We start from the raw sequence: 24,224 nt of genomic DNA on the forward strand, positions 1-24,224 counted from the left end.
GGGGGGGGGGGGGGGGGGGGGGGGGGGGGGGGGGGGCGGTCAACAACCTCGCACAGTCCTGAAAACTCAGATTCAACCGGCTCGGCCGGAATTGCGAGAATCTCTTTTTGTTGGATTCCGCCGCTCTTTGACCCGAGGGGGGTTTAGGGGGTCAATTTTCGGCGGCAATCAACATGCCACCAAAGCTGATCGACAGACCGACGCCTATGAACTGCATCGTTGACATCAAAATTCACTAGTCGCGAAGAGAAATATTTAATTTCACGGTATTTTTCTGGATTGGCCCGGAAAAATTTCATTAAATATTTTCAAAACATTCCAAACGAACGCGACCTCAGCATCTTGACCATCCAATGGCTCGATTTGATAACGTCCTTCCGGAAAACTCACATATTGACCTGCATCAAGAATAATCGAAACTCCGTCATCAACTCCAAATCCGCATTTACATTTTCCGCGTAACACGAAGAGTAGTCCTGCGCGAACTGCACCGGGAGGTAGCACCTCACTGCTTCGATATTTTTTCGAACTTACTCGATACTCAGGCGGAGGAAAATCAACTCTAATTAAATCCTCAGAAATCTCCTGACCGAGTCCTTTCCAATTTAATACTTCGTAGTTATTCATATTTCTCCTTCAGTCTCCATTTGGAGGGAATTTAATACCAACTCTCTCAAAAGCGGCACGAGCCATTTGATCGGAAGTCTCAGTTTGTTTTTTCGTCGCCCCATTCAAGAAATGCCCCGAATGAGGATTCATAATTGTTCCAAAATAAAATCCTTTGAATCCAGAAATATCGGCCTCTCCCGCGGAAACAACTGGCTTTCCACCGGACAAAACGGCATGCGATATTTCAAATCCATTTATCGTGTGCGGTGCCAGGAAAATATTTCCATCTACAGTGACTACAAATTTTATCTTTCCTTGATTTACAACGGATTCAAAAGAAGGGTCACTCGGCGATATTGGCTTTACACCAGCAGTATTTGCGGCAGCTATCTCGGCTCGAAGCCTCTCCGGGAGTTGATTGCCAAAGACGGGTTGTCCCGAATTTGACTGACTCATCACGATGTTCGGCCCTGCCGGACCGTTGTTCGGTGTTGTCAGCGAGCCGCCATAGTTCGGGATTCCCCCCTCTCCATACCCTCCACTCGCGATGTCCGCATTTTGGTTCGCCTGAGCAATCCGGCCACCACCCGTGGTTGCGTCTATACGTGGCGGCGTTGTCGTGTTACCTGTGTGGGACGGTCCATAGTCCGGCAGCGGGCTGGTGTTGCCCGTATTGGAGGTGGCTGGCCTTTGCGTACCAATAAACCAGTCGTAGGTGCTTTTGACACCTTCAACCATCCCCCGACTCATTACCTCGGCAACTGCCGAGGCGTTGACCGTACGGTCGTTCCATTCGGGGTGTTCGGCGTGCGTCGATTGCACCTTGGCATCGATGGCCACAGCCGCTCCGGCCAGGAGCACAGAGTTGCGACAGAGCGCGACTGTTGCGCAAGCGGCGGCGCCACGAGCGACGGCTTGTGTGAAATTGTTCGCCGCTGCATTGCCGGCCGCCTGGCTGCCGATGTTGATCTGGCTCGCATTACCGCCCGCGATGGCCGCAGCGAGACCACCAAACATGCTGGCAAAGGCCGCCGTGTCGGACCGCAACCCCTCAGTCAGCACATTACGGCCATCGTTGTGCGCGATAGCGCTGGCTTCGCCCACCACCGCCCCGAGTGCCCCACTGCCGCAGCCGTTGCTGGCGCGGGCCGCTTCGACTGCACAGCCCGCAATGGCATGCGCCACGTAGTTGCTGAAGTCGCCGACCGGGAATTGCTTCCCTATCGCGACGGCACCCTGCGCGGCCACCGTGTCAAGGATGGCGTTCTTGAGGCCGTCCTTGAGACTGTCCTCCAGGCTGCCCCCATTGATCGCGGTGCCAATCACCGCACGGGCCGCGCCAGCCTTCAAGTTCTGTCCAAGCTGAGTGAAGAACTCCTGGCTGCCGGCACCCGCCGTCGGCAAGCCCGTCGGATTGAGATCGAGCCCGCCGAGTACGCCCCCTGTGATGATGGCCGTCAACAGGCTCTTTACATTGGCACTGCTTCCCAGGTCATGCAGAGCCTTGCCAATGTCGCCTTGGTTGTTGATCACCGCCACCCCTGCCTGACTGGCCAGCGCGGTCAACCCCGCCGTGACCGCGCCGCTGACCACCACGGCCGTGGTTCCGGTTGCGCCCACGCCTGATGCAACGGAGCCACCCACCCCCGAGGCCGCTCCCGCCGTGAAGTACGCCACGACGAGGGTCACCACCGCAGCACCCTCGGGTGTCAGGCCTTGCTTGTCGTAGTTCCAGTTCTTGTGGACTTCATCGACTCTCTGCCAATCGACCTTGTCGCTGAGCTTCGGATCGTTGGTCAACTGATCCACCCAGCCCATGCCCGGCTGTTTGGAGAGCTGCTCGATACTGTCCCGAGCACCGAGGCCGACCTGTACACGGCTCGCCGTGACAGACAACTTTCCTGCATTGATCAGGTTGTAGTTGGTCGTCTGATCGGTGGTCCCCTTGTCCCGGGAAACTTGGTACACCAAGTCGCGTCCCTGACTGGTGGTACGCATCGCCTCTTCGGTTGTCTGCGTCCCCATCAACCACATATCCGCGGCCAAGCTCAGCTTTCCCGGAGTGTTGATGGCCGTCCCCCTCAAAGCCAGCGTATCGTCGGCAGCGATACTGACGTTCGCGCCGCTGATGTTGGTTCGGGTCAAGGTCGTGACATCGACCTCGGTCGCCGTTGTCTCTCGCGCTTTGATCCCCTTGCCGACGTCCTTGAGAATCGCGGCGCTGCCGAAGTCGTACCAAGCGTTCTGGCTACCGGTTGTCCCGATTACCGACTGTCTGTTCATGGCCGCCTGGATGACCACGTTGCCGCCTTTGATCGCGACATCCTTGGCTGCATCTACCTGCACGCCCTGGAGGAAGACGCTGCTGTTTCCCTGCAGCAGGATGCCTCCGTTGCTGCTGGGCGCGGCGGTGTCGGAGCTGATCTCGCTGCCTGTGGCTGTCGCTCTTCCGGAGGGCATCACAAACCCCATGGCGGCACCGAGTGCGCTGATCCCTCTCTTCTGTTGACTCAGTTGATAGCCGGCGTTTGAGGTATTTCGTCCCTCGACAATCGTTAGATTGCCTTGCGCTATCACGGCAACGCCGTCCTTGCCGCTGAGGCTGGACCCGATGACGTTGATGTCGTTCTTCGCGCCAAGAGAGACAAGTCCGCCAGAGAACTTGCTGCCCACACTCGTCATCGCGTCGAAGCTGCGAAAGAGGTTGTTGTTTTTGCGACTGAAGGTTTTCTTGTCCGTCCATTGCGCGGAGTAACTGCCAGTAGCTCTGGTCTCGCCCGCCTCGATATTGATGTCGCGATCCGCGTGCACGGCCAGCAGGCTCTTGCCGGCATCCACAATAGCCTGCCGCGCGTTGACGTCACGCCCAGCCTTCAGCACCGTAGTGCCGTTCGTGGAAATGGTGCTCCCGAGCTCCTGTGAATTGGCCATCACCATCGACGTGCTCACACTGGAACCCAACATCACCCGCGTCTCGGTCACTGTTCCCAGGTTGATGTCGTTCTTCGCCGTGATCGAGGTGTAGCCGCCAGTGCCTTGATTGGAGATGATCCCGCCGATCAGATTCACATCGCGGCCTGCACTGGCAACCAGTGTGCCGCCCGGGTTCGTCACATAGAGGCCAGCGATACGGTCCGCGTTTTTGTTGGACCCATCGGTCTGGGTTGTGCTGCGAATGTTGATGTCGCGGCCGGCCGTCAAGGCAGCGACGTCGCCAGCCGTGATGCTTCCTCCGATGTTGTTGAGGTCGGTCCTGGCGTGAATGGCCAGGTCGCCACCCGCGATGCGTCCGCCGAGGTTGTTTACGTTGTCCTTGTCGATCCTGACCAGCGTGCGCCCGGCGATGGTGCCTGTATTCATGAGGTTGCCGTCGCCCTTGATGACGGTGGCATCGGCGCTCAGCAGCGCGCCCGAACCGTCGATGTCGCCGGGCCGTAAACGCGCGTACAGCTGCGGCGCCAGCACGTTCCGGGTGCTTCCGTCGGGCAGCGTCACGGTCTGTTCCACCAGCCAGACGATGTCGCTGGTGAGCTGGGCCATCTGGGCCTCCGACAGGCCAATGCCGGGGCGCAAGCCGTACTGCCCGGCAAAGGTTGCCCCGTTGTTCATGAGTGCCGTGTACTGCTCTTCGTCGCTGTAGTAGCCACCCAGGTAGCGATAGCCCGTGAGCTGTGCGACCTGCTCGCGAATGAGCTTTTGCTCGTAGAAGCCGTCGCCCAGGCGCTTGAGGGTGTTGTTGGGGTCGAGGCCAAGGCCGCTGAGCAGGTAGTCGCTGCTGAGCCAGTTGCGATAGTTGGCAAAGCGCGGGTCGGTCTCGACAAGATAGCCTTGTGGGCCGCCATTCAGGTTGAACAGGCTGGCCCGTGGGATGTCAACGCGAGGGGCGCTGGTGCGCACGACCATCGGGATGACTTGGCTGGCACCGACGCCGGGGTTGCTGCGGCCATCGGTTTTCACAACCGCACCGACGTTGGCCGGCACTTCGACGATGGTGACATTGCCGTTGCCGCCGTTCGCTCCGCTGGCGGGCTTGCCTGCGTCGTAACCCCGGGTGGCGTTGAGGCCGCCGGTTTTCTCGTAGGTACCGACGTCCTTGCTCACTCTCGACACGGGTTCGATGATGTCGGGTTCCCGTTTGGTGGCGCGCCAATGCACGATGGAGCCCGTCTGCGTCGTGACCTCGCCTTGCAATGCCTCGTTCCTGATGCCGGGCGCCGTCAGCACGCCGCCGGCTGTGATCCGGCTGTCACGGTTCAGCCCACCACCGTTGAGGGCCATGTCCCTGCCGGCGACGATGTCTGCGGGATCTGCATCGATGGCCGTGTCTGTCGTCGTGACGACGGTTTTGTCCCACAGGCCCCAGACATGGCCGTTGGCGGACCTCCAGCCGCCGTCGGGGTTGCGTATCGCGAGATTGGGCTTGCCCGGTGTGTAGGCAACATCTTCCGGCTTGAAGTGGCCGATACCCTCTACGCCGATGGTTCTGGAGAACTGCCTGGTCGTCGTCTGCGGCCCGAGCCTGATGTGCGTGTCGAGGTTGTCGATCTGTCCCATCGAGATGGTCATGCCGCCCAACGACTCGATGCGCGCGCTCAGGTTGCTCAGGACACCGCCGCTCGTCGTGGCTTCGCGGTTCCCGTCGAGCTTGCCGCCGATGCTCATGGCCTTGGTGCCCACGCCGCCGCTGAAGATCAGCGCGTGTTCGCGGTTGCTGACAGTGTTGGCGCCGATGTTCAGCGTCTCGCGCGCCGCGATGGTCCCGGCCCTGGTCACGCCGCCGACAGTCTCGGCGTAGTTGTCGAGCGTGCCGGACGCGACAGACACGGCGCTGCCGTATATGCGGCCCGCGCCGACGTTGTTCAGCGCGCCTGAGTCGATTTGCGTCGATCCCTGGCTGTCGATCAAGCCTCGATTGGTCAACGTTGTCGCGGCGTTGACGATGGTGTCGGCTCCCGACATCTCGGCGCCGGCGGTGTTGTCGACGCTGCTTCCGCCCACCGTGAGCGTTCTTCCTGCCAGCAGCTTCGTGTTGTTCGTGAACTTGCCGGCGGTGAGGTAGCTCAGGTTGCCATTGACGCCGATGCTTGCGTTGTTCGTGACGTCCTGCACAAGTGCAATGCCCAGGTCGTTGGCGGAAATGATCTGACCATCGCCGCTGAAAGACTTTGCGTTCAGGAACACGCCGCCTGTGCCACTGCGCATCTTGCCGTCTGCACCAAGAGCGGCGGGCTGGCCGCCCATGAGTACGCCATCGGTGTTCGTGAAGGCCTGGGTATCAGCCGTCAAAGCCCCCTTCGATCCGACGGAGCCCGCCACATTCTTGACGTCGCCTGTTTTCAGGTCGAGCGTGCCGCCGCTCACGATGCCTCCGGCCAGGTCTGCGGGTTGGGTCCGGTAGCCGGCCGCATTGGTGTTGGTCAGGACCTGGCTGTTCGTGTCGATGTGCAGCGAACCGCCCGACTGGATCAAGCCTGCATCGTTGTTTAGTGCTCCCGACCTGAGCACGACTGCTTCCATCGCGGCCATGGTGCCCTTGGCACTGTTGTCCAGTTCGCCTCCGCGGGTGTCGACCGACAGCGAAGTTCCGAAGACCTTGCCGCCCCGATTGCTCAACGAACCGGCATCGACGGTGATCTGCTTTGCGACGGTTCGGCCGTTGTCTTGTGCGAAGCCATCGCTCAGGTCGACAACCAGTGCGCCATTGCCGGTGATCTGGCCGCCCGCTCCGTTGTAGCTGCCGCCCGTCATGCGCAAGGTACCTGCACCCGCATGCTCGATCTTGCCGCCCACGCTGCTGAGCGTGGCCGCGCTCAGGCTCAAGTCGTGGCTGTTGCCGGCGATGCGCCCGCCATCGTTGTTCAAGGTGCCGGAGACGGCCACGGTGGTCGCATCGGCCCCCGTCTGCAAGATCTCGCCGCCATGGGTGTTTGCGATGCTCGAGGCCTGCAGGTGGAGCCGGCCAGCGTTGAGCGCACCGGCGTCGTTGACCAGGGTCTGGCCTGCCCGGGCATTGGCAACGATGCTCAGGGTGCCCGGCGTCAGTACCTTTGCCTTGTCGCTGGTGCTGACGTCGCCCTGCGTCGCCGTGATGGCGATGTTCGCCGCGCTAGTCTGGCTCTTCGACAGGTCGATGCTGGCGCCCTGCAACGCTGCATTGCCGGCAGCGAGGTTCATTCCATTCGCAGTCAACATGCCTGATGCCGTGACGCTCAGGTCGCCAGCGGCGCCCAGCTTGCTGTCGTTCAGCACGCCGGCACCGAGCACGCTGGCACTGCCCGACGCGAGGCTGCCGGCGCTAATTGCAGTGTTGCGGCCCGCGGTAATGCGGCCGTCGTTGACGAGCGCGCCGGCAACCGCGAGCGTGGCGTCGTTGCCGACGCGAATCATTCCACTGGTACCGATCGATCCCGCCTTCATGGAAAGATCCGCCGCCGCGCCGATCGCGCCGCCCGTATTGGCCAGCCGATCGGCGACATCGAGCTGCACACCCGCATTGACGGACTGGACGCTGCCCTTGCTGCTGTCTAGTGCAGTAGAGTCGATCGTCAGGTCCTGGTTGGCGACCAGCGTGCCGGCGCCGTTGTTCACCGTCTTCGCCACGTGGGCCGTCAAGCTACCTGCGGCCGAGACGGTCCCGTGCGTGTTGTCTGCATTACCACCGACCGTGAGGCTCACATCGCTGCCGCTGGTGAGCGTGCCATCCACGTTGATCAGATCGCCACCCGTGGCGATGTGCAGGCTACCCGCATTCAGCTTGCCGCCCGTGTTGTCGAACCGGCCGACGTTCGCACCGAAGCTCTGGCTGACGTTGAGCGTGCCGCCGGCGTTGCTGAAGCTGGAACCGGACACGGCCATGGTGGCCACGTTGAGCGTACCGCCCGCGTTGTTGATCTGCGGGGTCTTGAGCGTGATGGGGCCACCCGCGTAGATGCGCCCGCCGTCGTTCTGGATCGTGTCGGCGGCGGTGATGGTGCCGGGGGATGGCGGGACATAGGACGGGACCTGCGATGCGCCAACGCTGGCAGCATCTGCGCTCGGATTGGATGGATTCGAGGCGGCCGCCGTGCCACCGGTGCTTGCCGTACCGCCCGCGCCGGTTGTTGGTGTCAAAGGCTCCTCGCCGATCACACCGCCGTTCGTGTTGCTCAACACCGGTGAATCGATCGTGAGGCCGGCCATGCTGGTCTGCCGGATGGTGCCGCCGCGGTTGTCGATGCCCGCGCTGCTGTCGAGCTCGACCCTCGGCCCCTCGAACGTCCCTGTGTTCTCCAGTCGCCCTTGCGCCGTCACGACAAGACCGCCTGCACCCGCACCGACGTTGCCCGCATTGCGCACGCCAAGCCCCGCCTCGGTGCCGATGAGAGTGATTTTCTGGGCGTACATGCCGCCCAGCGCAGCGACATCGAGCGCGAAAGCAGGTGAGGGCCCAGTGCCTGCAACGGGTGTGACGCTGCCATGATCGGCGCTGACGTTGTTGGCACCCGTGACCACCTTGAGCTCGCTCGCCCAGATGCCCGCGTTGACCTGCACGGCCCGCGCAAGGATCGCCGCGTAGTCCGTCCTGCTTGCATCGAGCCCCGCGCCTTCGATGCCGACGGTGCCGTTGCGTACGAGGAAACTGTCGAGCCCACCCGACGCATTGAACTGCGGCACGCCTGTGGTCAGTGTTGCTCGCGATGCGTTGATGAATCCGCCGCCATTGACGGAGATGCCCGCCGGATTGGCAATGATCACCTCTGCCCGCGGTCCACCCACCTCCACATAGCCACGCAACTGCGTCGGGTTGCCACCATTGATTTCATTGAGGATGACGCGCGCAGGGCCCCCGGCCAGCCACGGGTTGCCCTGAACGATTCCGCCGAGCTGCGTCTGCACATTCACGCGGCTGTTGTTGAGAACGGCGCCATTGCGCATCACGTCGAACTGGTTGTAGACGTTGCGGCTCACGCCCGCAGCCGAAGGCGTCTGGATGTTGATGAGCGGCACGCCGTTGGGTGCCACCAACACGGTCGGTCGAAGATTGCCCGGGACGTTGGGCGCGCCGACTATTTGCGCGCGAACGGTTCCTGCAACCAGCACACCGAAGAGCGCTACTGCGGCCGCGGTACTTCCTGCGGCCTTGGGCGTGCCCTTGGAGGCGCCCTTGCCGATACTGGCCGCCGTTTCCTGAACCACCATGCGCATGCCGCGCGCGGCGTTGAAGATGATCCGGTAAAGATGCTTGTTCATTTTTTCTCCCTGGTGGCTCGGAAACCCAAACTCGAATCAAGGCCGGCGATAACCATCGCAATACGGTCACCCCGGCCCCGAAATCACGACCTCAAGCGCAGCGGAATTTCGCGACGCCCATGTACCGCGCGCCGGAAGGGAGCGTTGCCGCATAGCCCACCGCAATCGCATAGGCATTGCTGCCGTGATCACCCAACGTGATGCCGGCGCCCGGGCCAGCACTGAGGAAGCTGCCCGTAACCGCCGTGCTGGAAGGCGACTTGACCTTGGTGTCGAAATTCACCGTGCCGATGGCATCGCCGACCGTCACCTTCACAGCGCCCGTGACGGCTGCACCCTCGCTGCCGAATGCCAGGGTGGAAGACCCGGTTGCGGCACCGCTGTTGACTGCGGTCCCACTGCCGCCGCCCACATACGTGGGGCTGGTGAAGACGCCGGCGTCGCTGGTGGTGTTTCCGCTTGCAGGCAGCGCCTTCAGCTCGTTCAGGGCGACGTAGTGGTACGCGCGGTTGTCCGCCCCCGTCAGGGTCTCCGCGCCCGAGTTGCGCGTGACCATGCCGACGGCCCAGCGGCCGATTGCGAAGTTCGCATCGCCGTTGATTTCCTTCGTCGCGCTCGATCCCGTCAGCATGTTGTCGTTCAGGCGGGTCATCGCACCGCTGGCTGCCTGCTCGCTTTGCGACAGGACGCCGAACGACTGGGCGCCGACACCGAGCAGCAGATGGCGCGCGCGATCGCCGCGAGCGAACGGTGCCGATACGGAACCAGAGTCCGCATTTGCGGGAGCTGGGTCGGCCGAACCAGCCGCCCCCGATGCAGCGCCGAGCGGGGCGGCGGCCATTGGCGCGCCACCACCACCGCCGCCGCTGCTTCCACCGCACGCGTGAAGCAGGCCAAGTGACAGCAATGAGAGCGAAAGGAGAATCTTGTTTTTCATGAATCTTGTGTGATCTGTCGATTGGATTTACGGGGTGTGATGTCGGTCTTTCCCTGGTGGTGCGCCCTCCTCAAAAACTGAAGTTGAGGTTGCACCCCGTCGCTACATTGGCCGTGCGATATCCCTCGGGCTTGCTGATCGGTGCGCCGATGAAGACGTCGTAGTTCAGCCCCTTCCATGCCCCACGTACGCCGATCACGCCGCCCGCCAGGTGATTGCCCAACAGCCACTCGACCGACCTGCTGCCCACATGGCCGTAGTCGATGCCGACATAGAGCTCGGCCCCGCTCGGCCCCACAGCCCAACCGATGTCGTTGCGCAGCAACCAGCCCCGCTCGCCGAGCAGGCTGGTCTCGCCGTCGAAGCCGCGCACTGTGTAGCGCCCGCCAATGCCGAAGCGGTCCTGTGACGTGAGCTGGGTTTGGTTCCACTGCGCACGCCACTGGCCTGCGTAGCGCAGTCTCTGCTCGCCGAGCTTGAAAGGCGCGTTGAGGCTCACGTCGGCCGTCATGAGCCGAAAGCGGCTAGTGCCTTCGTCGAAAGCCTCCTCAGGTGCTCGCTTGGCACCGAAGGCACCGGTGCCCTGGCGGAACGCGAAAGTGCCATCCAGCGTGGCCTCTCCGATGAACTCCTTGTGGCTCAGGCTGGCCTCCCAGCCGCCGGCAACGCGATGCTGGTTCTCGATCTGGGTGTCGTCGATGAAGCTGCGTGACTCGCGCCGCAAGGCGCGGATCGCGAAAGTGGTCTTGCGGCGCTGGTCGCGGTGGATCAGGCGCAAAAGCTTGACCTCGGCGTTGTTGGTCTTGCCAGCGTAGATGTAGTCTTGATTCAAGCCGGCCACGGTCTGCTGGTACTGGCTGTTCGATGCAGTGAAGCCCAGCAGCCAGTAGCCCCAAGGCAGCGAGTAGTGGACGGTCTGGCCCTCGGTGCCGCGGCGCGGGTCGCCCAGGACATGCCCGTCGATGCTGTGGTTGGCGTTGACGTAGAAAAGGTCGTTGAAGCCGAAAAGGTTGTCGGCCGAGACGGTGGCGCCAGCCTGGTACTTGCCTGTGGGCTCGGTGCCGCTGTCGTCGGCGCTCAACGTGCCGCGAAGCATCCGGGCCTGCACGTACTTGACGACGAGGTCGCTATCGCCGGGACGGGCATCGGGCGCAATCGAGGGCTCGATCTTGATGTCGGCTTCGGCGGTGGGCGCACGCTTGAGGTTCTCCAGGCCCTGCTCGATATCGCGCAGGTTGAGCAGATCGCCAGCGCGGGCAGGGATCGCGCCCAGGAGCAGGAGACGGTTGCTGCCGAAGCGAATGCTCGAATCGGGTGTGGCGCGGATGGCTGCGATACGCCCCGGAACCAGGGTGAATGTCAGGGTGCCAGTAGCCAGATCTTGCGGCGCAGCCAGCACGCGGGTAGTGACGAAGCCCCTGGCGATGACCGCCTGCTGGAGGCGACCCATGACGACGTTGACGCCCTGCGTGTCCAGGCAGCGGCCGAGGGGGTCGTCGTTCGCCTCGGGGCCGGCGGCAGCATCCAGCGCCCACTGGAAATCTGCTGAACGCTCTCCCGCAAGCACGAGACGATCAATACGAAAGCATGGGGACTCTGCCTCGGGCACACGGCCTGACTCGATCTTCGGCGCCTCCTGCAGACGGCTGTCGACCGACTTCTCTTGCTGCTCACGCAAGGCACGCTCACGCTCTTGCTGACGCAGTTGCTCGACAAAGGGATCGGGAGCCGAAGGGTTGGCCTGCGCGAAGGCGCCTGACGATGCACCCAACAGCAGGCAGGCAACAGGCATGGCGCGCAACAATTGCGGTGCGCGAGAGCGTGGAAAAGAGAGCATGAAAATCCGGACGAATGCAACGAGGAATACGCTGCGGGCGCGGATTTTCATGCGGTGTTTGGCTGCACATATGTGGCCAAACGTGACTTAGAGAATTCTTGAAATTTCCGTTAGATATGCAACACCGTTGCATTTATTTTTGGCATCGAAGTTAACAAGAATCAGCCTCTTGTTATCGAAGTCGCACGGCCGAACACCCACGGCCGCCAATCACATTCACCCTATCGCGACTCGCGAAGCTTCAATTGCCGTTGAGTTGCCCATCGGCATAGAGCACACCGCGCGGCGCGCGGCACAGCCCCCAGAAACGCAAGCCGCAGAGCTCGGCCATGCGCACCCCCATCGAGGTTGGCGCAGAAATGGTCGCCATCGCAGCGATGCCCAGGCGCGCGCACTTGCGCACGAGCTCGTGACTGCCTCGGCTGGACATCAGCACGAAGCCCGGTTCTTCGAGGCGCCCTGCCAGCGCGAGCCTGCCGAGCAGCTTGTCGAGCGCGTTGTGGCGGCCGACGTCTTCCATCAGGTCGGTGAGTTCGCCGTCAACCGTGGCCCATGCTGCGGCATGGATCGCGCCGGCTTCGGCGTTGAGGACTTGGCGCGGCGACATGGCTGCGAAGGCGCGCAGCACTGTCACCAGGTCGACGCGTTCGATCCAGTCGCGTTGCGGCACGCGCTGCGGCGAGAGATCGAGCCCCGCGAAGCTCTCGACGCCGCACACTCCGCAGCCGGTACGGCCGGCAAGGCTGCGGCGGCGGTCTTTCAGGCGTTCAAAGCTGCGGGTGGAAATTTCAAGCTGCACCTCGATGCCGGGCATGCCTTCGGGCAATCCGGCATCGGAGGCGTCGACCGTATGCACTTCGATGCCGCGGCAATCGGCGGCGGTATCGAGGATGCCTTCGCTCAGCGCGAAGCCGAGCGCGAAGGCTTCGAGGTCTTGCGGCGTGGCCATCATCACCGCGTGCGAGACGCCGTTGAACACCAGCGCGACCGGCACCTCGGCCGCCAGGGTGTCGTCGCGCACCACGCCTTCGGGCCCAACGCCGCGCTCGCCGAAGACGTGCACGGCATGCCGGGAGAGCGGTGGCAGGGTGTCTTCGGAATCGGCGAGGTCTGGCTGCGACATGGTGGCTCCGGGTGGGCCTGCCATTGTCGGCTCAGTCGCCCATTTCGTCTTCAGGGGGCAGCGTTTGCACCTGTGCCCGTCCGGGCTCCTGGAGGTGTGCGACCCAGCGGCCGTCCTGCTGCTCCACGCGCACCCAGCCGGGGCCGCGCACGCCGCCGATGGCCGCATCGCCCATCAGCGTGAGCCGGCGCATCAGCACACTTGCGCCCTGCCCGAGCCGTTTGCCGAGGCGTGGCAGCGAAACGCCGGCATCATCCGGTGCCTGCGCGAGCATGCGCAGGATTGCCACGGAAAGGTCGTCCTGGAGCAAGGCGCTCATCTGATCGCCTGCGCAGCGGCCCGGTGGCTCATGCAGCCACCATCCCGTCCGCCTGGTCCTCCGCCAGCTTCTGGATCGGCAGCTCGTGCGGCACCAGCACCACGGGAATCGACTTGGAGGTCGGCGTGCCCGCGTTCTCGGCCACCGACGACAGCGGCACCAGCGGATTGGTCTCGGGGTAGTAGGCCGCGATGTTGCCGCGCGGAATGTCGTAGGCCACCAGCTTGAAGCGGTCGGCGCGGCGCTCCTGGCCGTCGTTCCACACGGTCTGGATGTCGACCCAGTCGCCGTCCTTCATGCCGAGCTTGTGGATGTCTTCCTTGTTGATGAACACCACGCGGCGCTGGCCGAACACGCCGCGGTAGCGGTCGTCCATGCCGTAGATGGTGGTGTTGTACTGGTCGTGCGAACGCGTGGTCAGCAGCGTGAAGACGATGGTGTCGCCCTTCTTCGCGAAGCGCGCGCGGGCGCGGTGCGAATGGGTGTCCAGCGGCACGGCGTGCGTGAAGAACACGGCCTTCTTCGACGCGGTGTTCCACACGCGCTCGCTTGCGGTGTTGCGCAGGCGGAAGCCACCGGGGTGCGCCACGCGCGTGTTGAAGTCCTTGAAGTCGTCGAACACGGCTTCGATCTTGTCGCGGATGCGTGCGTAGTCTTCAATGAGCCACAGCCACGGCGTCTTGCTGCGCGCGCCGATGGTGGCGGCCGCAAGCTGCGCCACGATGGCCGGCTCCGACAGCAGGTGCTGCGACGCAGGCGGGTTGATGCCCATCGAGATGTGCACCATGCTCATCGAGTCTTCCACCGTCACGCCCTGCGGGCCGGCAGCCTGCATGTCGATCTCGGTGCGGCCCAGGCAAGGCAGTATCAGCGCCTCGCGCCCGTGGACCACGTGGCTGCGGTTGAGCTTGGTGGTCACGTGCACCGTCAGGTCGCACTGCTGCAGCGCCTTCCAGGTCTGGTAGGTGTCGGGCGTGGCGGCCGCAAAGTTGCCGCCGAGCGCGAAGAACACCTTGCCCTTGCCCTCGAGCATGAGCCGGATGGCCTCGACCGTGTCGACGCCGTTCTGCCGCGGCGGCTCGAAGTCGAACACCTTCTGCAGGCGGTCGAGCAGCGCTGCCGGCGGCTTTTCCCAGATGCCCATGGTGCGGTCGCCCTGCACGTTGCTGTGGCCGCGCACCGGGCATGCACCCGCGCCTTCGCGGCCCATGTGGCCGCACAGCATGAGCCAGTTGCCGATCATCTGGATGGTGGCGACCGAATGCTGGTGCTGCGTGATGCCCATGCCCCAGCAGGCGATGACCCGCTTGGCGCCCAGGTACACATCGGCCGCGGCGCGGATCTGCGCTTCGCTCAGGCCCGACTCCTGCACCAGGATGTCCCACGACTCGGCGCGCAGGTCAGCCGCCAGCGCCTCGAAGCCAGTGGTGTGCGTGGCGATGAATTCATGGTCGAGCACCGAAGGCTCGCCGCGCGCGACCGCTTCGTCTTCGCGCTCGATGACGTGCTTCATCATCCCCTTGATGACGGAGAAGTCGCCGCCCACGCGCAGCTGGAAGTAGTGCGTGCTGATGGGCGTGGAGCCCATGGTCGCCATCTCGAGCTTGTCCTGCGGGTCGGCAAAGCGCTCCAGTCCGCGCTCGCGCAGCGGGTTGAAGCTCACGATGCGCGCGCCGCGCCTGGAAGCCGAGCGCAACTCGCCGAGCATGCGCGGATGGTTGGTGCCGGGGTTCTGGCCGAAGATGAAGATCGCGTCGGCCTTCTCGAAGTCGTCGAGCGTGACCGTGCCCTTGCCCACGCCGAACTGCGGACGCATGCCGCTGCCGCTGGGCTCGTGGCACATGTTCGAGCAATCGGGAAAATTGTTGGTGCCGTACTCGCGCACGAACAGCTGGTACAGAAAGGCCGCCTCGTTGCTCGCGCGGCCCGAGGTATAGAAGATGGCCTGGTTCGGGTCGGGCAGCGCGTTCAGATGCTTCGCGATGCGCGCGAAGGCATCGTCCCATTCGATGGGCACGTATTTGTCGCTGGTCGCGTCGTAGGCCATGGGGTGCGTGAGGCGGCCCTGGTCTTCGAGCCAGAAGTCGCTTTGCTCGGCGAGTTCGGCCACGGTGTGCTTGGCGAACAGCTCGGGGCCGGCGCGGCGCGCGGTGGCTTCGGCGGCCACAGCCTTGACGCCGTTCTCGCAGAACTCGAAGGTCGAGGCGTGGTTGCGGTCAGGCCAGGCGCAGCCGGGGCAGTCGAAACCGTCGGGCTGGTTGGCCGAGAGCAGCGTCTTCGCGCCCTTGATGGGAATGTCCTGCCGCAGCAGCGCGGTCGTCACGCTGCGCAGTGCGCCCCAACCGCCCGCAGGGCCCTTGTAAAACTCGATCTTCTGCTCACTGCTCATGCCGGCGAGTGTTCGCCGCGGGCCTGCAGAGCGTCAAATTGAATCGGGACATGCGGCGATTCAAAAAGGAAATGAAGCGAGATCTCAGGCGCCTCGCGTGTCCTGCATCAGCAGCCCGCGCAGCTTGCTGCGCAGCGGCGTCTCTTCAACAGCCTGCACGCCAGCGATATCGCGCAGCGCAAAGTCACGGCTTTCTGCGTTGTGCAGGTCGATCTCGCGCACCACCTGCCCATCCTTGTAGACGAAGGCCACGTCGGCCAGCGCGAGCACGTCCTCGATGTCGTGCGTGATCATCAGCACCGGAATGCCCCACTGCCTGCGCACCTGCGCGAGCTCGTTGCGCAATTCCGCGCGCAGCATGGGGTTGAGCGCGGCAAAGGGCTCGTCGAGCAGCAGCACCTGCGGCTCGCAGGCCAACGCGCGCGCGAGCGCCACGCGCTGCTGCTGGCCGCCTGACAGGTTCTGCGGCCGGCTGTCGGCCAATGCCGCGAGGCCGAAGCTTTCGAGCAGGGCGTGCACGCGTTCGGCGTCTTTCGCGGCCGGCTTGCGGCGGTGCCATGCGGTCAGCCCGAAGGCCACGTTCTCGCGCACGCTCAGATGCGGGAACAGCGCGTAGTCCTGGAACAGGTAGCCGATGCGCCGCGCCGGCGCGGGCACGTCGATGCCCTGGGCCGAGTCGTACAGCGTGCGGCCGTCGAGCCGCACGTGGCCCGCCGAAGGATGCAGCAGGCCGGCAATGGCCTGCAAGGTCAGCGACTTGCCCGCGCCCGACGGGCCGTAGAGCGCGGCAAAGGGCACGTCCGTCGCGAAACGCACCGCCAGATCGAAGCGCCGACGGCCGTCGGCCACCGTGAGCTTCAGATCGACATCGATCATGGCTTGCCGAATCCGTAGCGCGTGAGCACTTCCTGCGCGGCAGGCGTCGAGAGGAAGGCGATGAAGTCGCCGGCCAGCGCTTTCTGCTTGCTCTCGGCGACCACGGCGATGGGGTAGGTCACGGGTGTGTGGCCGGTGGGCGTGAAGGCGATCTTCACCTTGTCGCCGGCCACGGCTGCGTCGGTGCGGTAGACGAAACCGGCCTCGACTTCGCCACGGCTCACGTAGTCGAGCACCTGGCGCACGCTGTCGGCCTGCACGAACTTGGGTTCGAGCGTGGTCCAGAGGTTGGCGTTGTCCAGCACCTGCTTGGTGTAGCGGCCGACCGGCACGGTGGCGACCTTGCCGACGGCGATCTTCTTCACGTTGGCGCCGCCCAGGTCCTGCAGCGTCTTGAGGCCCACGCCTTCCTTGGCGGGCTCGATCAGCACCAGGCTGTTGGTGACGAAGTCCTTGCGCGTGGCGGCGTCGATCGCCTTCTGCTCGACGCCGCGGTTCATCGTTTCCTGGTCGGCGCTGGCGAACACGTCCACCGGTGCGCCCTGGCCGATCTGCTGCAGCAGTACGCCCGAGGCCGCGAAATTAAAACGCACCGTGGCACCCGCCTTGGCCGCCTCGAACTTGGGGCCGATTTCCTTGAATGCGTCGGTCAGGCTGGCAGCGGCGGACACGGTGATCTGCTGGGCGCTAGCGGCCAGCGGCAGGGCGAGTGCAAGAACCAACGACAGAAGGCGCAACGGACGCATGGGCAACTCCAGATTATTGAAAATGAAATCAGCGAAGAGAGAAGAAACGGTTCGACAGCACCAGCACGGTGATCGACAGCAGCGAAGTCACGATGACCAGCAGCAGCGCAAGGTCGTCGTGCCCTGCCTGCACCGCGTCATAGATGGCCATCGAAAGCGTCTGCGTCTGCTTGGGGATGGAGCCGGCCACCATCAGCGACGCGCCGAATTCGCCCATGGCGCGCGCAAACGCGAGCAGCGTGCCGGCCAGGATGCCGGGCCAGGCAAGCGGCAGCGTGACGCGCAGGAAAACCGAAAACGGCGACTGCCGCAGCGTGCTGGCCGCCGCTTCGAGCGAACGGTCGACGCCCGAGAACGCCGCGCTGGCCGACTTGAGCACCAGCGGCAGCGCAACCACGGCCGAGGCCACCACGGCGCCGTGCCAACTGAAGATGATGGTGTAGTCGAGGTGCTCGCGCAGCCACGCGCCCAGCGGGCTGCGGCGCCCGGCCGCCACAAGAATCGCGTAGCCGATCACCGTGGGCGGCAGCACCAGCGGCAACATGAACACAGCCTCGATCACGGTGGCGCCGAAGAACTTCTTGCGTGCGAACACCCAGCCCAGCGCCACGCCGACGATCAGTGCCAGCAGGGTCGCCACGGCGGCGACCTTGAGCGACAGCACCAGCGGAAACCAGTCGGTCGAAGCGATGAGCGAGTTCGTCGTGTTCATGAAAATACGGCGAGATTGTTACACGATGAGCCCTAAGGTTCTCACGGGGGTGCGCAAAGCCATGAGTCTTCATATACTGAGGAATACAGCGTAGGAGACATCCCACCCATGCGCCCTTCCATCCACGACACCGTTGTTCGCTCGATCTCCGGCCGGCCGGAGCTTCGCCACCATGTGACGCAGGTGCAGGAATGGCGCATCGAGCGCGCCATGGATGCAGAGGGCTTCGTGCTGTCCATCACCGGCCCCGACGGCGCGAGCCAGTCCTTCTTCGTGGCAACGGCCGACGCCGGCGACATCGGCGAGGTGCTGCGCCGCCAGGCGGTGTGGGTCGACCACCGGGAGCAGTGACGCGCATGTGGAGGCACATGACGGGTGCGGAGCGCATCCTCGAAGTTTTGCTGACGCGGCGCTCGGTGTCGCCGCGTCGCCTGCAGCCGCCCGGCCCCAACCCCGATGAACTCGACGCGATCCTCCAGGCCGGCCTGCGCGCGCCCGACCATGGCGGCCTGCATCCGTGGCGCGTGATCGAGTTCCGCCCGCAGAACCGCGAAGCGCTGGCCTGGTGCTTCGAGCAGGAAAAACTGCGGCGCGATCCGCTGGCCAGCCCCGCCGACCTGAAGCGCGCACGCGAACATGCCACTCGGCCGCCGCTGCTGCTGGGCTTCGTGGTGTCGCCGCGCGAACGCAGCAAGATCCCGGCGCGCGAACAGTGGCTGAGCGCGGGCGCGGCGCTCGGCAATCTGCTGAGCGCCGCGCACCAGCTGGGCTATGGCGCCATCGTGCTGAGCGGCGAACGCTGCTTCGACGAGACGCTGGCACGACAGGTGGGCGTGCTGCCGGGCGAATACCTCGCGGGCTTCATCAGCGTGGGCAGCATCGGCGAGGCGCCGCCGCAGGTGCGCGAGGTGCTGTCGCAGAGCGTGTGGTCGTGCTGGCAAGGCTGGCAGGACCCGCCGGAAAACGCTCCGCCCGATCAGCCCATCCTGCCGTCGGAGCGGGTGCGCGGCAGTTGATCGAGCCTGGCGCCGAACCAGCCGATGCGATCGGTCTCGCGCACGTCGAACTTCGGCACATAGGGCTTGATGTCGAGCACGGGCGTGCCGTCCATCATGTCGTTGCCGCTGAAGTGCAGCGTCGTGCCCTCCACCGAGGTGAGCCGCACGATCGACAGGCCCAGCCGGTTCGGCCTTGCGGGCGCGCGCGTGGCGAAGACGCCGTGCGATGCGTCGTCCAGAAAGGGCACCACCTCCAGCCGCTCGTGCGCGCACTGGTGCAGGTGGGTGACGAGGATCAGGTAGTCGAAGCCTTCGATGTCGCGCAGGCCCGGCGCGAACTCGGCGAACACTTCGACGCGCCCCGTTTCTTCGGGTGCGCCGGCCGTCTGGATCGGCATGCCGGTGGCCTCTGTGAAGCGGCTGCGCACCAGGCCGACCGGGCGGCAGACGACATCGGCGGCCTCGGAGCTCATGGCGCCAGCAGGCGCGTCAGCGCACGAATGTCGGCCGCCGTGGCAAGGCGCGCCGCGTTCTCGATGGCCCGGTAGTGCTTGACGATCTCCTCGCCCACCGGCGTCAGCGCCGTGCCGCCGCCGCGCGAGCCGCCGGCGGCGGTGTTCACGGCCGGCGAGGCCAGCGACTGGTTCATCTCGTCGATCAGCATCCAGGCCCGGCGATACGACATGCCCAGCAGTCGGGCGGCCGCCGAGATCGAGCCGGTCTCGGCCACGGCTTCGAGCACGGCGATCTTGCCGGGGCCGATGGCGATGGTGTCGTCCCGGTAGACGCGCAGACGGAACTGGACTTTGGATTTCATGTTGGCGCCAAGCGTAAACCAATGCGGGCCGCCATTGTCCGCCCGCGGTGGGCGGCCGTCGCTATGCAAGAATGAATACGACGCTACCCGCCCTGGGAAAACGAGGAGTTCCTGTGAAAGATCGCGCGCTATTCCTGTCCACGCCCCGGCTGCGCCGCGCTGCCGCCATGGCAGCCATCACGGCATTGACAGCTCTCGCAGGTTGCGCCGGCAGCCCGCCACAGGCAGCCGCCATGGCGCCGCATGCCGCGCACGCTACGGCCGCCACCAACGAAGGCATCTCGCCCTCCTTCACTGTCTCAGGTGCCGTCGGCAAGCGCGCCACCTTCGACCTCGCAGCCCTGCAGGCTCAGCCCGCCGTCACGCTGACTGTCGGCAGCAACACCTACACCGGCGTGAGCCTGTGGACCCTGCTGAACGATGCGTCGGTCGGCCTCAAGCCGGACACCGCGGTGCGCAACCCGGTGCTCTCGATGTATGCGGTGGTGGTCGGCAGCGACGGCTACCGTGCGGTGGTCTCGCTCGCGGAGATCGCACCCGAATCCGGCAACCGCATGGCGCTGGTTGCCTACAGCCTGAACGGCACGCCGCTGGGTCGCAACGGCATGGCGCGGCTGGTGGTGGCCGGCGATGTGAAGCCGGGCCGTTCGGTGGCCCGGCTGGCGGCGATCGAAGTGTTCGCCGCACAGCCCTCGGGCCGCTGATCGCTCGGAGGATCAGCCGAAGAACTTGGCCGCGCTGATCAGGGTCTTGTAGACACCCCAGGCCAGCGGAATACCCACCGCCACCCAGGCCAGCGCCACCACCGCCGGGCTCACCGTATCGGCACGGCCCGAGCCGCTGCCCACTTCGGCCGCCGAGGCCTTCTCGTGCGCCAGCTTCTTCTCGATGGCCAGTTCGTCGTCGGTCATGAAGTGCTTGTCGGCCACCGGACGCACCAGCAGGTTGGCGATGAAGCCGATCACCAGCATGCCCACCAGGATGTACATGGTCTGGTTGTAGACCTGCTCGCGCGGCAGGCCCAGGCCCAGCTGGTATTCGCGCATGTAGTTCACGACCACCGGGCCGAGGATGCCGGCCGTGGCCCACGCCGTGAGCAGGCGGCCGTGGATGGCGCCCACGAACTGCGTGCCGAACAGGTCGGCCAGGTAGGCCGGCACCGTGGCGAAGCCGCCGCCGTACATCGACACGATCACGCAGCAGGCGCCCACGAACAGCAGCTTGCTGCCCGCGCCGGCCGACGAGGGAATGCTCGCGTACAGGATGCCGCCGAGCACGAAGAACACCGTGTAGGTGAGCTTGCGGCCCAGCTTGTCCGACAGGCTGGCCCACACGAAGCGCCCGCCGATGTTGAACAGTGACAGCAGCGCCGTGAAGCCGCCCGCCACCACTGCGATGGCCGCGAGCTGGGTCTTGTCGAGCTGGCCGTACTTGGCCGGCAGGTCGATCAGCGCGCCGCCGAACACTTCCTGCAGCATGGGCGAAGCCATGCCGATCACGCCGATGCCGGCGCTCACGTTCATGCACAGCACCAGCCACACGAGCCAGAACTGCGGAATGCCCCAGACCTTTTTCACGTGCACGTGGCGCTGCGTGATCATGGTGTTGGTGGTCTGCGCCGGGGGCGGGGTCCAGCCTTCAGGCTTCCAGCCCGAGGGCGGCACGCGGTAACCCAGCGCGCCGGCCATCATGAACACGAAGTAGCCGAGCGCCATGACCACGAAGGTCTGCATCACGCCCACGTCGGTGGCGGTGCTGAAGCGCTTCATCAGGTCGACCGCCAGCGGCGAACCGATCATCGCGCCGCCGCCGAAGCCCATGATGGCCATGCCGGTCGCCATGCCGCGGCGATCGGGGAACCACTTGATCAGCGTGCTCACCGGCGAGATGTAGCCCAGCCCCAGGCCGATGCCGCCGATCACGCCCGAGCCGAGGATCATCAGCCAGAACTGGTGCAGGTGGATGCCCACCGCCGACAGCAGCATGCCGCCGCACCAGCAAATCGCCGACACCACACCGGCCTTGCGCGGGCCCGCGCGTTCGAGCCAGCCGCCCCACAGGGCCGCCGAGCAGCCGAGGAAGACGAAGAACAGGGTGTACATCCAGCCGAGCGTGGCCACGCGCCAGTCGCAATTGGTGGCGAAGAGCTCGGCGAAGAAGCTCATGTCCTTGGCGCAAGCTTGTGCGCCGGTGCCGGCAGTGCCGAGCGCCTTCGACAGCGGCAGCCAGAACACCGAGAAGCCGTACGCCATGCCAATGCACAGATGAATGGCCAATGCAGCCGGCGGAACCAGCCAGCGATTGAAGCCGGGGCCCGCGATGATGCGTTCTTTTTCCAGGAAGCCGGGTTGCGTCTGCGCCCCTCCCCCAACGACGCGTTCTCCATCGAGAACGCCTGCAGATGAACCTGCCATATTTCTCCTTGTTCGCCGGATGTGTAAGTTATTGCTAATCCGGGTCGCGGAGTGTGAGCTAACGGTTAAATCTCCGTCAAATTCGATCAGGGCATGGCCTGATTCAATAACTAAATGATTAGGCCTTTGGTTCCTGTCATTTGCCGAGCGCACCGCTGTGCTGCTGCAACTGCTCCTGCCACTCAGGCGTCTGCAGGAAAGCCAGCGCCGCTTCGAGCGCGCGCGAGGCGCGCACGCCGTCCTGCGTCATGAAGCCGATGGGCGTACGCACGTCCGGCGCCATCAGCGGCAGCGCTTCCAGCTCACGATGGCTTCGCACGGCCGCGACCATGCCGCCGGGCAGCACGCTGTTGACCGTGCCCGCGCTCACCGCCAGCGCCAGCGCGAGCACCGAATTGGTCTCGATGGCGGGCATCACAGGCACGCCGGCTTCGCGCAGCGCCTGGTCGACGATGGCGCGGTTGTGCATGTCGGACGTGAGCAGGCACAGCGGCAGCTTGCCCGCCTCGGCCCACGAGATGGGCTCGCCGATGCGCAGTTCATCGGTCGAGGCCTTTTTAGCGCGGCGCAGCAGGAAGTAGTGCTCGATGCTCTGCGGCCAGGCCGTGAGCTTGATGCCGGGCAGGTGCATGCGCTCGGTGTAGCCCAGCGCGAGGTCGATCGACAGGCTTTCGAGCCCCGTCTCCAGGTCTTGCGAACTCATCGACAGCACGGCCGGCACGATGCCCGGGTGCCGCTGCTGCAGCATGGCCGCAAAGCGCGAGAGCATCGGTATCGCCGTGGGCACTGCGGCCATGCGCAGGCGGCCGTGCGGGTTGTCCACGTCGCTGCGCAGTTCCTGCAGCAGCACTTCGTTGTCGCGCAGCATGCGTTGCGCCGTGGCGAGCACGCGCTCGCCCTCGTGCGTGAGGCCGACATACACGCGGGCGCGCTTGACGATGACGACGCCGAACTCGGTCTCCAGCGCACGCAGTGCATTCGACAGCGCAGGCTGCGTGATGTGGCAGGCCTGCGCCGCGCGGCCGAAGTGCTTGTGCTCGTTCAGCGCTACCAGATAGCGCATCGAGGCGAGCAGGTTCATCGAGACGCCGTTCCTCAGGTGTTCTTGCTGATCGAGATCGTCGGAAACTTCGCCGAAAAGTCCTTGGCCTTCTCCGCAATGCCGACGGCCACTCGACGTGCAACCGCCTTGTAGATGCCTGCCACGTCCCCTTCAGGATCAGACACCACAGTAGGCGCCCCACTGTCGGCCTGTAGACGGATCTTGATGTCCAGCGGCAGCGCGCCGAGGTATTCCATCTGATATTCAGCCGCCATCTTCTTGCCGCCGTCCGCGCCGAAGATGTGTTCGGCATGGCCGCAGTTCGAGCAGATGTGCACCGCCATGTTCTCGACGATGCCCAGGATCGGCACGCCGACCTTCTCGAACATCTTGATGCCCTTCTTGGCGTCGAGCAGCGCGATGTCCTGCGGCGTGGTGACGATCACCGCGCCCGTCATCGGCACGCGCTGGCTCAGCGTGAGCTGGATGTCGCCGGTGCCCGGGGGCATGTCGACGATGAGGTAGTCGAGGTCTTTCCAGTTGGTCTGGCGCAGCAGCTGCTCCAGCGCCTGCGTGGCCATGGGGCCGCGCCAGATCATGGCCTGGTCCTGGTCGACCAGGAAGCCGATGGACATCACCTGCACGCCGTGGCGCTCCATGGGCTCCATGGTCTTGCCGTCGGCGCTGTCGGGGCGGCCTTCGATGCCCATCATCATGGGCTGGCTCGGGCCGTAGATGTCGGCGTCGAGCAGGCCGACCGTGGCGCCCTCGGACGCCAGCGCCAGCGCCAGGTTGGCCGCCGTGGTGCTCTTGCCCACGCCGCCCTTGCCCGAGGCCACCGCGATGATGTTCTTGACGTTGGGCATCAGCTGCACGCCGCGCTGCACCGCATGGCTGATGACCTTGGTGACGATGTTGACCGACACGTTCTCCACGCCCGGCACCGCCTTGGCGGCAGCCACCAGCGCCTTGCGGATGGCCGCGTGCTGGCTCTTCGCCGGGTAGCCGAGTTCGAGGTCGAACGAGACGTCGCCCTCCGAGACCTGGAGGTTCTTGAGCGACCGGGTCGCCACGAATTGCTTGCCGGTGTTAGGGTCCGCGACGGCCTTGAGCGCGTCCATGAGCCCATCTGGGGTGAGTGCCATTGATCTAACTCCTGAATGGCGGGTAGTCTAG

General features: G+C 64.8%; 18 protein-coding genes. 3 read left to right on the forward strand and 15 right to left on the reverse strand.

What is annotated here, in order from left to right; all coding sequences use genetic code 11:
* Nucleotides 1-261: 261 nt before the first annotated feature.
* The 10 genes from BLW48_RS35110 to modB all read right to left on the reverse strand — a co-directional run bounded on the left by BLW48_RS35110 (nt 262) and on the right by modB (nt 17,777).
* Entirely contained in the window at nt 262-627 is a 366-nt protein-coding gene (locus BLW48_RS35110; RefSeq protein WP_143047795.1) for a cupin domain-containing protein, read from the reverse strand.
* A gap of 9 nt (nt 628-636) precedes the next feature.
* Complete coding sequence (locus BLW48_RS27770) at nt 637-8,838, reverse strand: two-partner secretion domain-containing protein (RefSeq protein WP_093178667.1); 8,202 nt, start codon at nt 8,836-8,838, stop codon at nt 637-639.
* A gap of 91 nt (nt 8,839-8,929) precedes the next feature.
* Nucleotides 8,930-9,775, reverse strand: coding sequence for a hypothetical protein (locus BLW48_RS27775; RefSeq protein ID WP_143047796.1), 846 nt, complete (start codon nt 9,773-9,775; stop codon nt 8,930-8,932).
* A 70-nt stretch (nt 9,776-9,845) separates the two neighbouring features.
* Nucleotides 9,846-11,567: a ShlB/FhaC/HecB family hemolysin secretion/activation protein gene (locus BLW48_RS27780; protein WP_093178669.1), complete on the reverse strand. Its 1,722-nt coding sequence runs from the start codon at nt 11,565-11,567 to the stop codon at nt 9,846-9,848.
* A 286-nt stretch (nt 11,568-11,853) separates the two neighbouring features.
* The gene (fdhD, locus tag BLW48_RS27785; RefSeq protein WP_093178670.1) at nt 11,854-12,735 is read right to left on the reverse strand and encodes a formate dehydrogenase accessory sulfurtransferase FdhD; all 882 of its coding nucleotides are present in this window, start codon (nt 12,733-12,735) and stop codon (nt 11,854-11,856) included.
* 31 nt (nt 12,736-12,766) lie between these two features.
* A complete protein-coding gene (locus tag BLW48_RS27790; protein ID WP_093058009.1) occupies nt 12,767-13,054 on the reverse strand; it encodes a hypothetical protein in 288 nt (95 codons plus the stop codon).
* Nucleotides 13,055-13,082: 28 nt separating this feature from the next.
* Nucleotides 13,083-15,443 (reverse strand): FdhF/YdeP family oxidoreductase, encoded by a 2,361-nt coding sequence (locus BLW48_RS27795; protein ID WP_093178671.1) that lies wholly within the window; start codon nt 15,441-15,443, stop codon nt 13,083-13,085.
* Between the two features lie 84 nt (nt 15,444-15,527).
* Entirely contained in the window at nt 15,528-16,319 is a 792-nt protein-coding gene (locus tag BLW48_RS27800) for an ABC transporter ATP-binding protein (protein WP_093178672.1), read from the reverse strand.
* On the reverse strand, nt 16,316-17,065 hold the full coding sequence (modA, locus tag BLW48_RS27805; RefSeq protein WP_093178673.1) for a molybdate ABC transporter substrate-binding protein: 750 nt from the start codon (nt 17,063-17,065) through the stop codon (nt 16,316-16,318). The genes BLW48_RS27800 and modA overlap by 4 nt, the downstream gene beginning before the upstream one ends.
* Nucleotides 17,066-17,093: 28 nt before the next feature.
* A complete protein-coding gene (gene modB / locus BLW48_RS27810; protein ID WP_093077391.1) occupies nt 17,094-17,777 on the reverse strand; it encodes a molybdate ABC transporter permease subunit in 684 nt (227 codons plus the stop codon).
* Nucleotides 17,778-17,885: 108 nt separating this feature from the next.
* Between modB and BLW48_RS27815 the strand changes: the two genes are divergently transcribed.
* Nucleotides 17,886-18,128, forward strand: a complete 243-nt coding sequence (locus tag BLW48_RS27815; RefSeq protein ID WP_093077393.1) for a hypothetical protein — start codon at nt 17,886-17,888, stop codon at nt 18,126-18,128.
* Nucleotides 18,129-18,145: 17 nt separating this feature from the next.
* The gene (locus tag BLW48_RS27820) at nt 18,146-18,793 is read left to right on the forward strand and encodes a nitroreductase family protein (RefSeq protein ID WP_256330956.1); all 648 of its coding nucleotides are present in this window, start codon (nt 18,146-18,148) and stop codon (nt 18,791-18,793) included.
* Here the strand turns inward: BLW48_RS27820 and tsaA are convergent.
* Nucleotides 18,754-19,248, reverse strand: a complete 495-nt coding sequence (tsaA, locus tag BLW48_RS27825) for a tRNA (N6-threonylcarbamoyladenosine(37)-N6)-methyltransferase TrmO (protein ID WP_093178675.1) — start codon at nt 19,246-19,248, stop codon at nt 18,754-18,756. The two genes, BLW48_RS27820 and tsaA, sit on opposite strands and share 40 nt — an antisense overlap.
* Entirely contained in the window at nt 19,245-19,592 is a 348-nt protein-coding gene (locus tag BLW48_RS27830) for a winged helix-turn-helix domain-containing protein (protein ID WP_093058016.1), read from the reverse strand. Before BLW48_RS27830 ends, tsaA begins: the two co-directional genes overlap by 4 nt.
* A 113-nt stretch (nt 19,593-19,705) precedes the next feature.
* Between BLW48_RS27830 and BLW48_RS27835 the strand changes: the two genes are divergently transcribed.
* The gene (locus BLW48_RS27835) at nt 19,706-20,296 is read left to right on the forward strand and encodes a molybdopterin-binding protein (RefSeq protein ID WP_177142430.1); all 591 of its coding nucleotides are present in this window, start codon (nt 19,706-19,708) and stop codon (nt 20,294-20,296) included.
* 12 nt (nt 20,297-20,308) lie between these two features.
* Here the strand turns inward: BLW48_RS27835 and BLW48_RS27840 are convergent, their stop codons facing one another.
* The 3 genes from BLW48_RS27840 to apbC all read right to left on the reverse strand — a co-directional run bounded on the left by BLW48_RS27840 (nt 20,309) and on the right by apbC (nt 24,193).
* The gene (locus BLW48_RS27840; RefSeq protein ID WP_093178679.1) at nt 20,309-22,006 is read right to left on the reverse strand and encodes an OFA family MFS transporter; all 1,698 of its coding nucleotides are present in this window, start codon (nt 22,004-22,006) and stop codon (nt 20,309-20,311) included.
* 136 nt (nt 22,007-22,142) lie between these two features.
* Nucleotides 22,143-23,087, reverse strand: coding sequence for a LysR family transcriptional regulator (locus tag BLW48_RS27845; protein WP_093077400.1), 945 nt, complete (start codon nt 23,085-23,087; stop codon nt 22,143-22,145).
* 14 nt (nt 23,088-23,101) lie between these two features.
* Nucleotides 23,102-24,193, reverse strand: a complete 1,092-nt coding sequence (gene apbC / locus BLW48_RS27850) for an iron-sulfur cluster carrier protein ApbC (RefSeq protein ID WP_093077402.1) — start codon at nt 24,191-24,193, stop codon at nt 23,102-23,104.
* Nucleotides 24,194-24,224 lie beyond the last annotated feature (31 nt).

The sequence above is a fragment of the Variovorax sp. YR266 genome (assembly GCF_900107295.1).
Lineage (GTDB): Bacteria > Pseudomonadota > Gammaproteobacteria > Burkholderiales > Burkholderiaceae_C > Variovorax.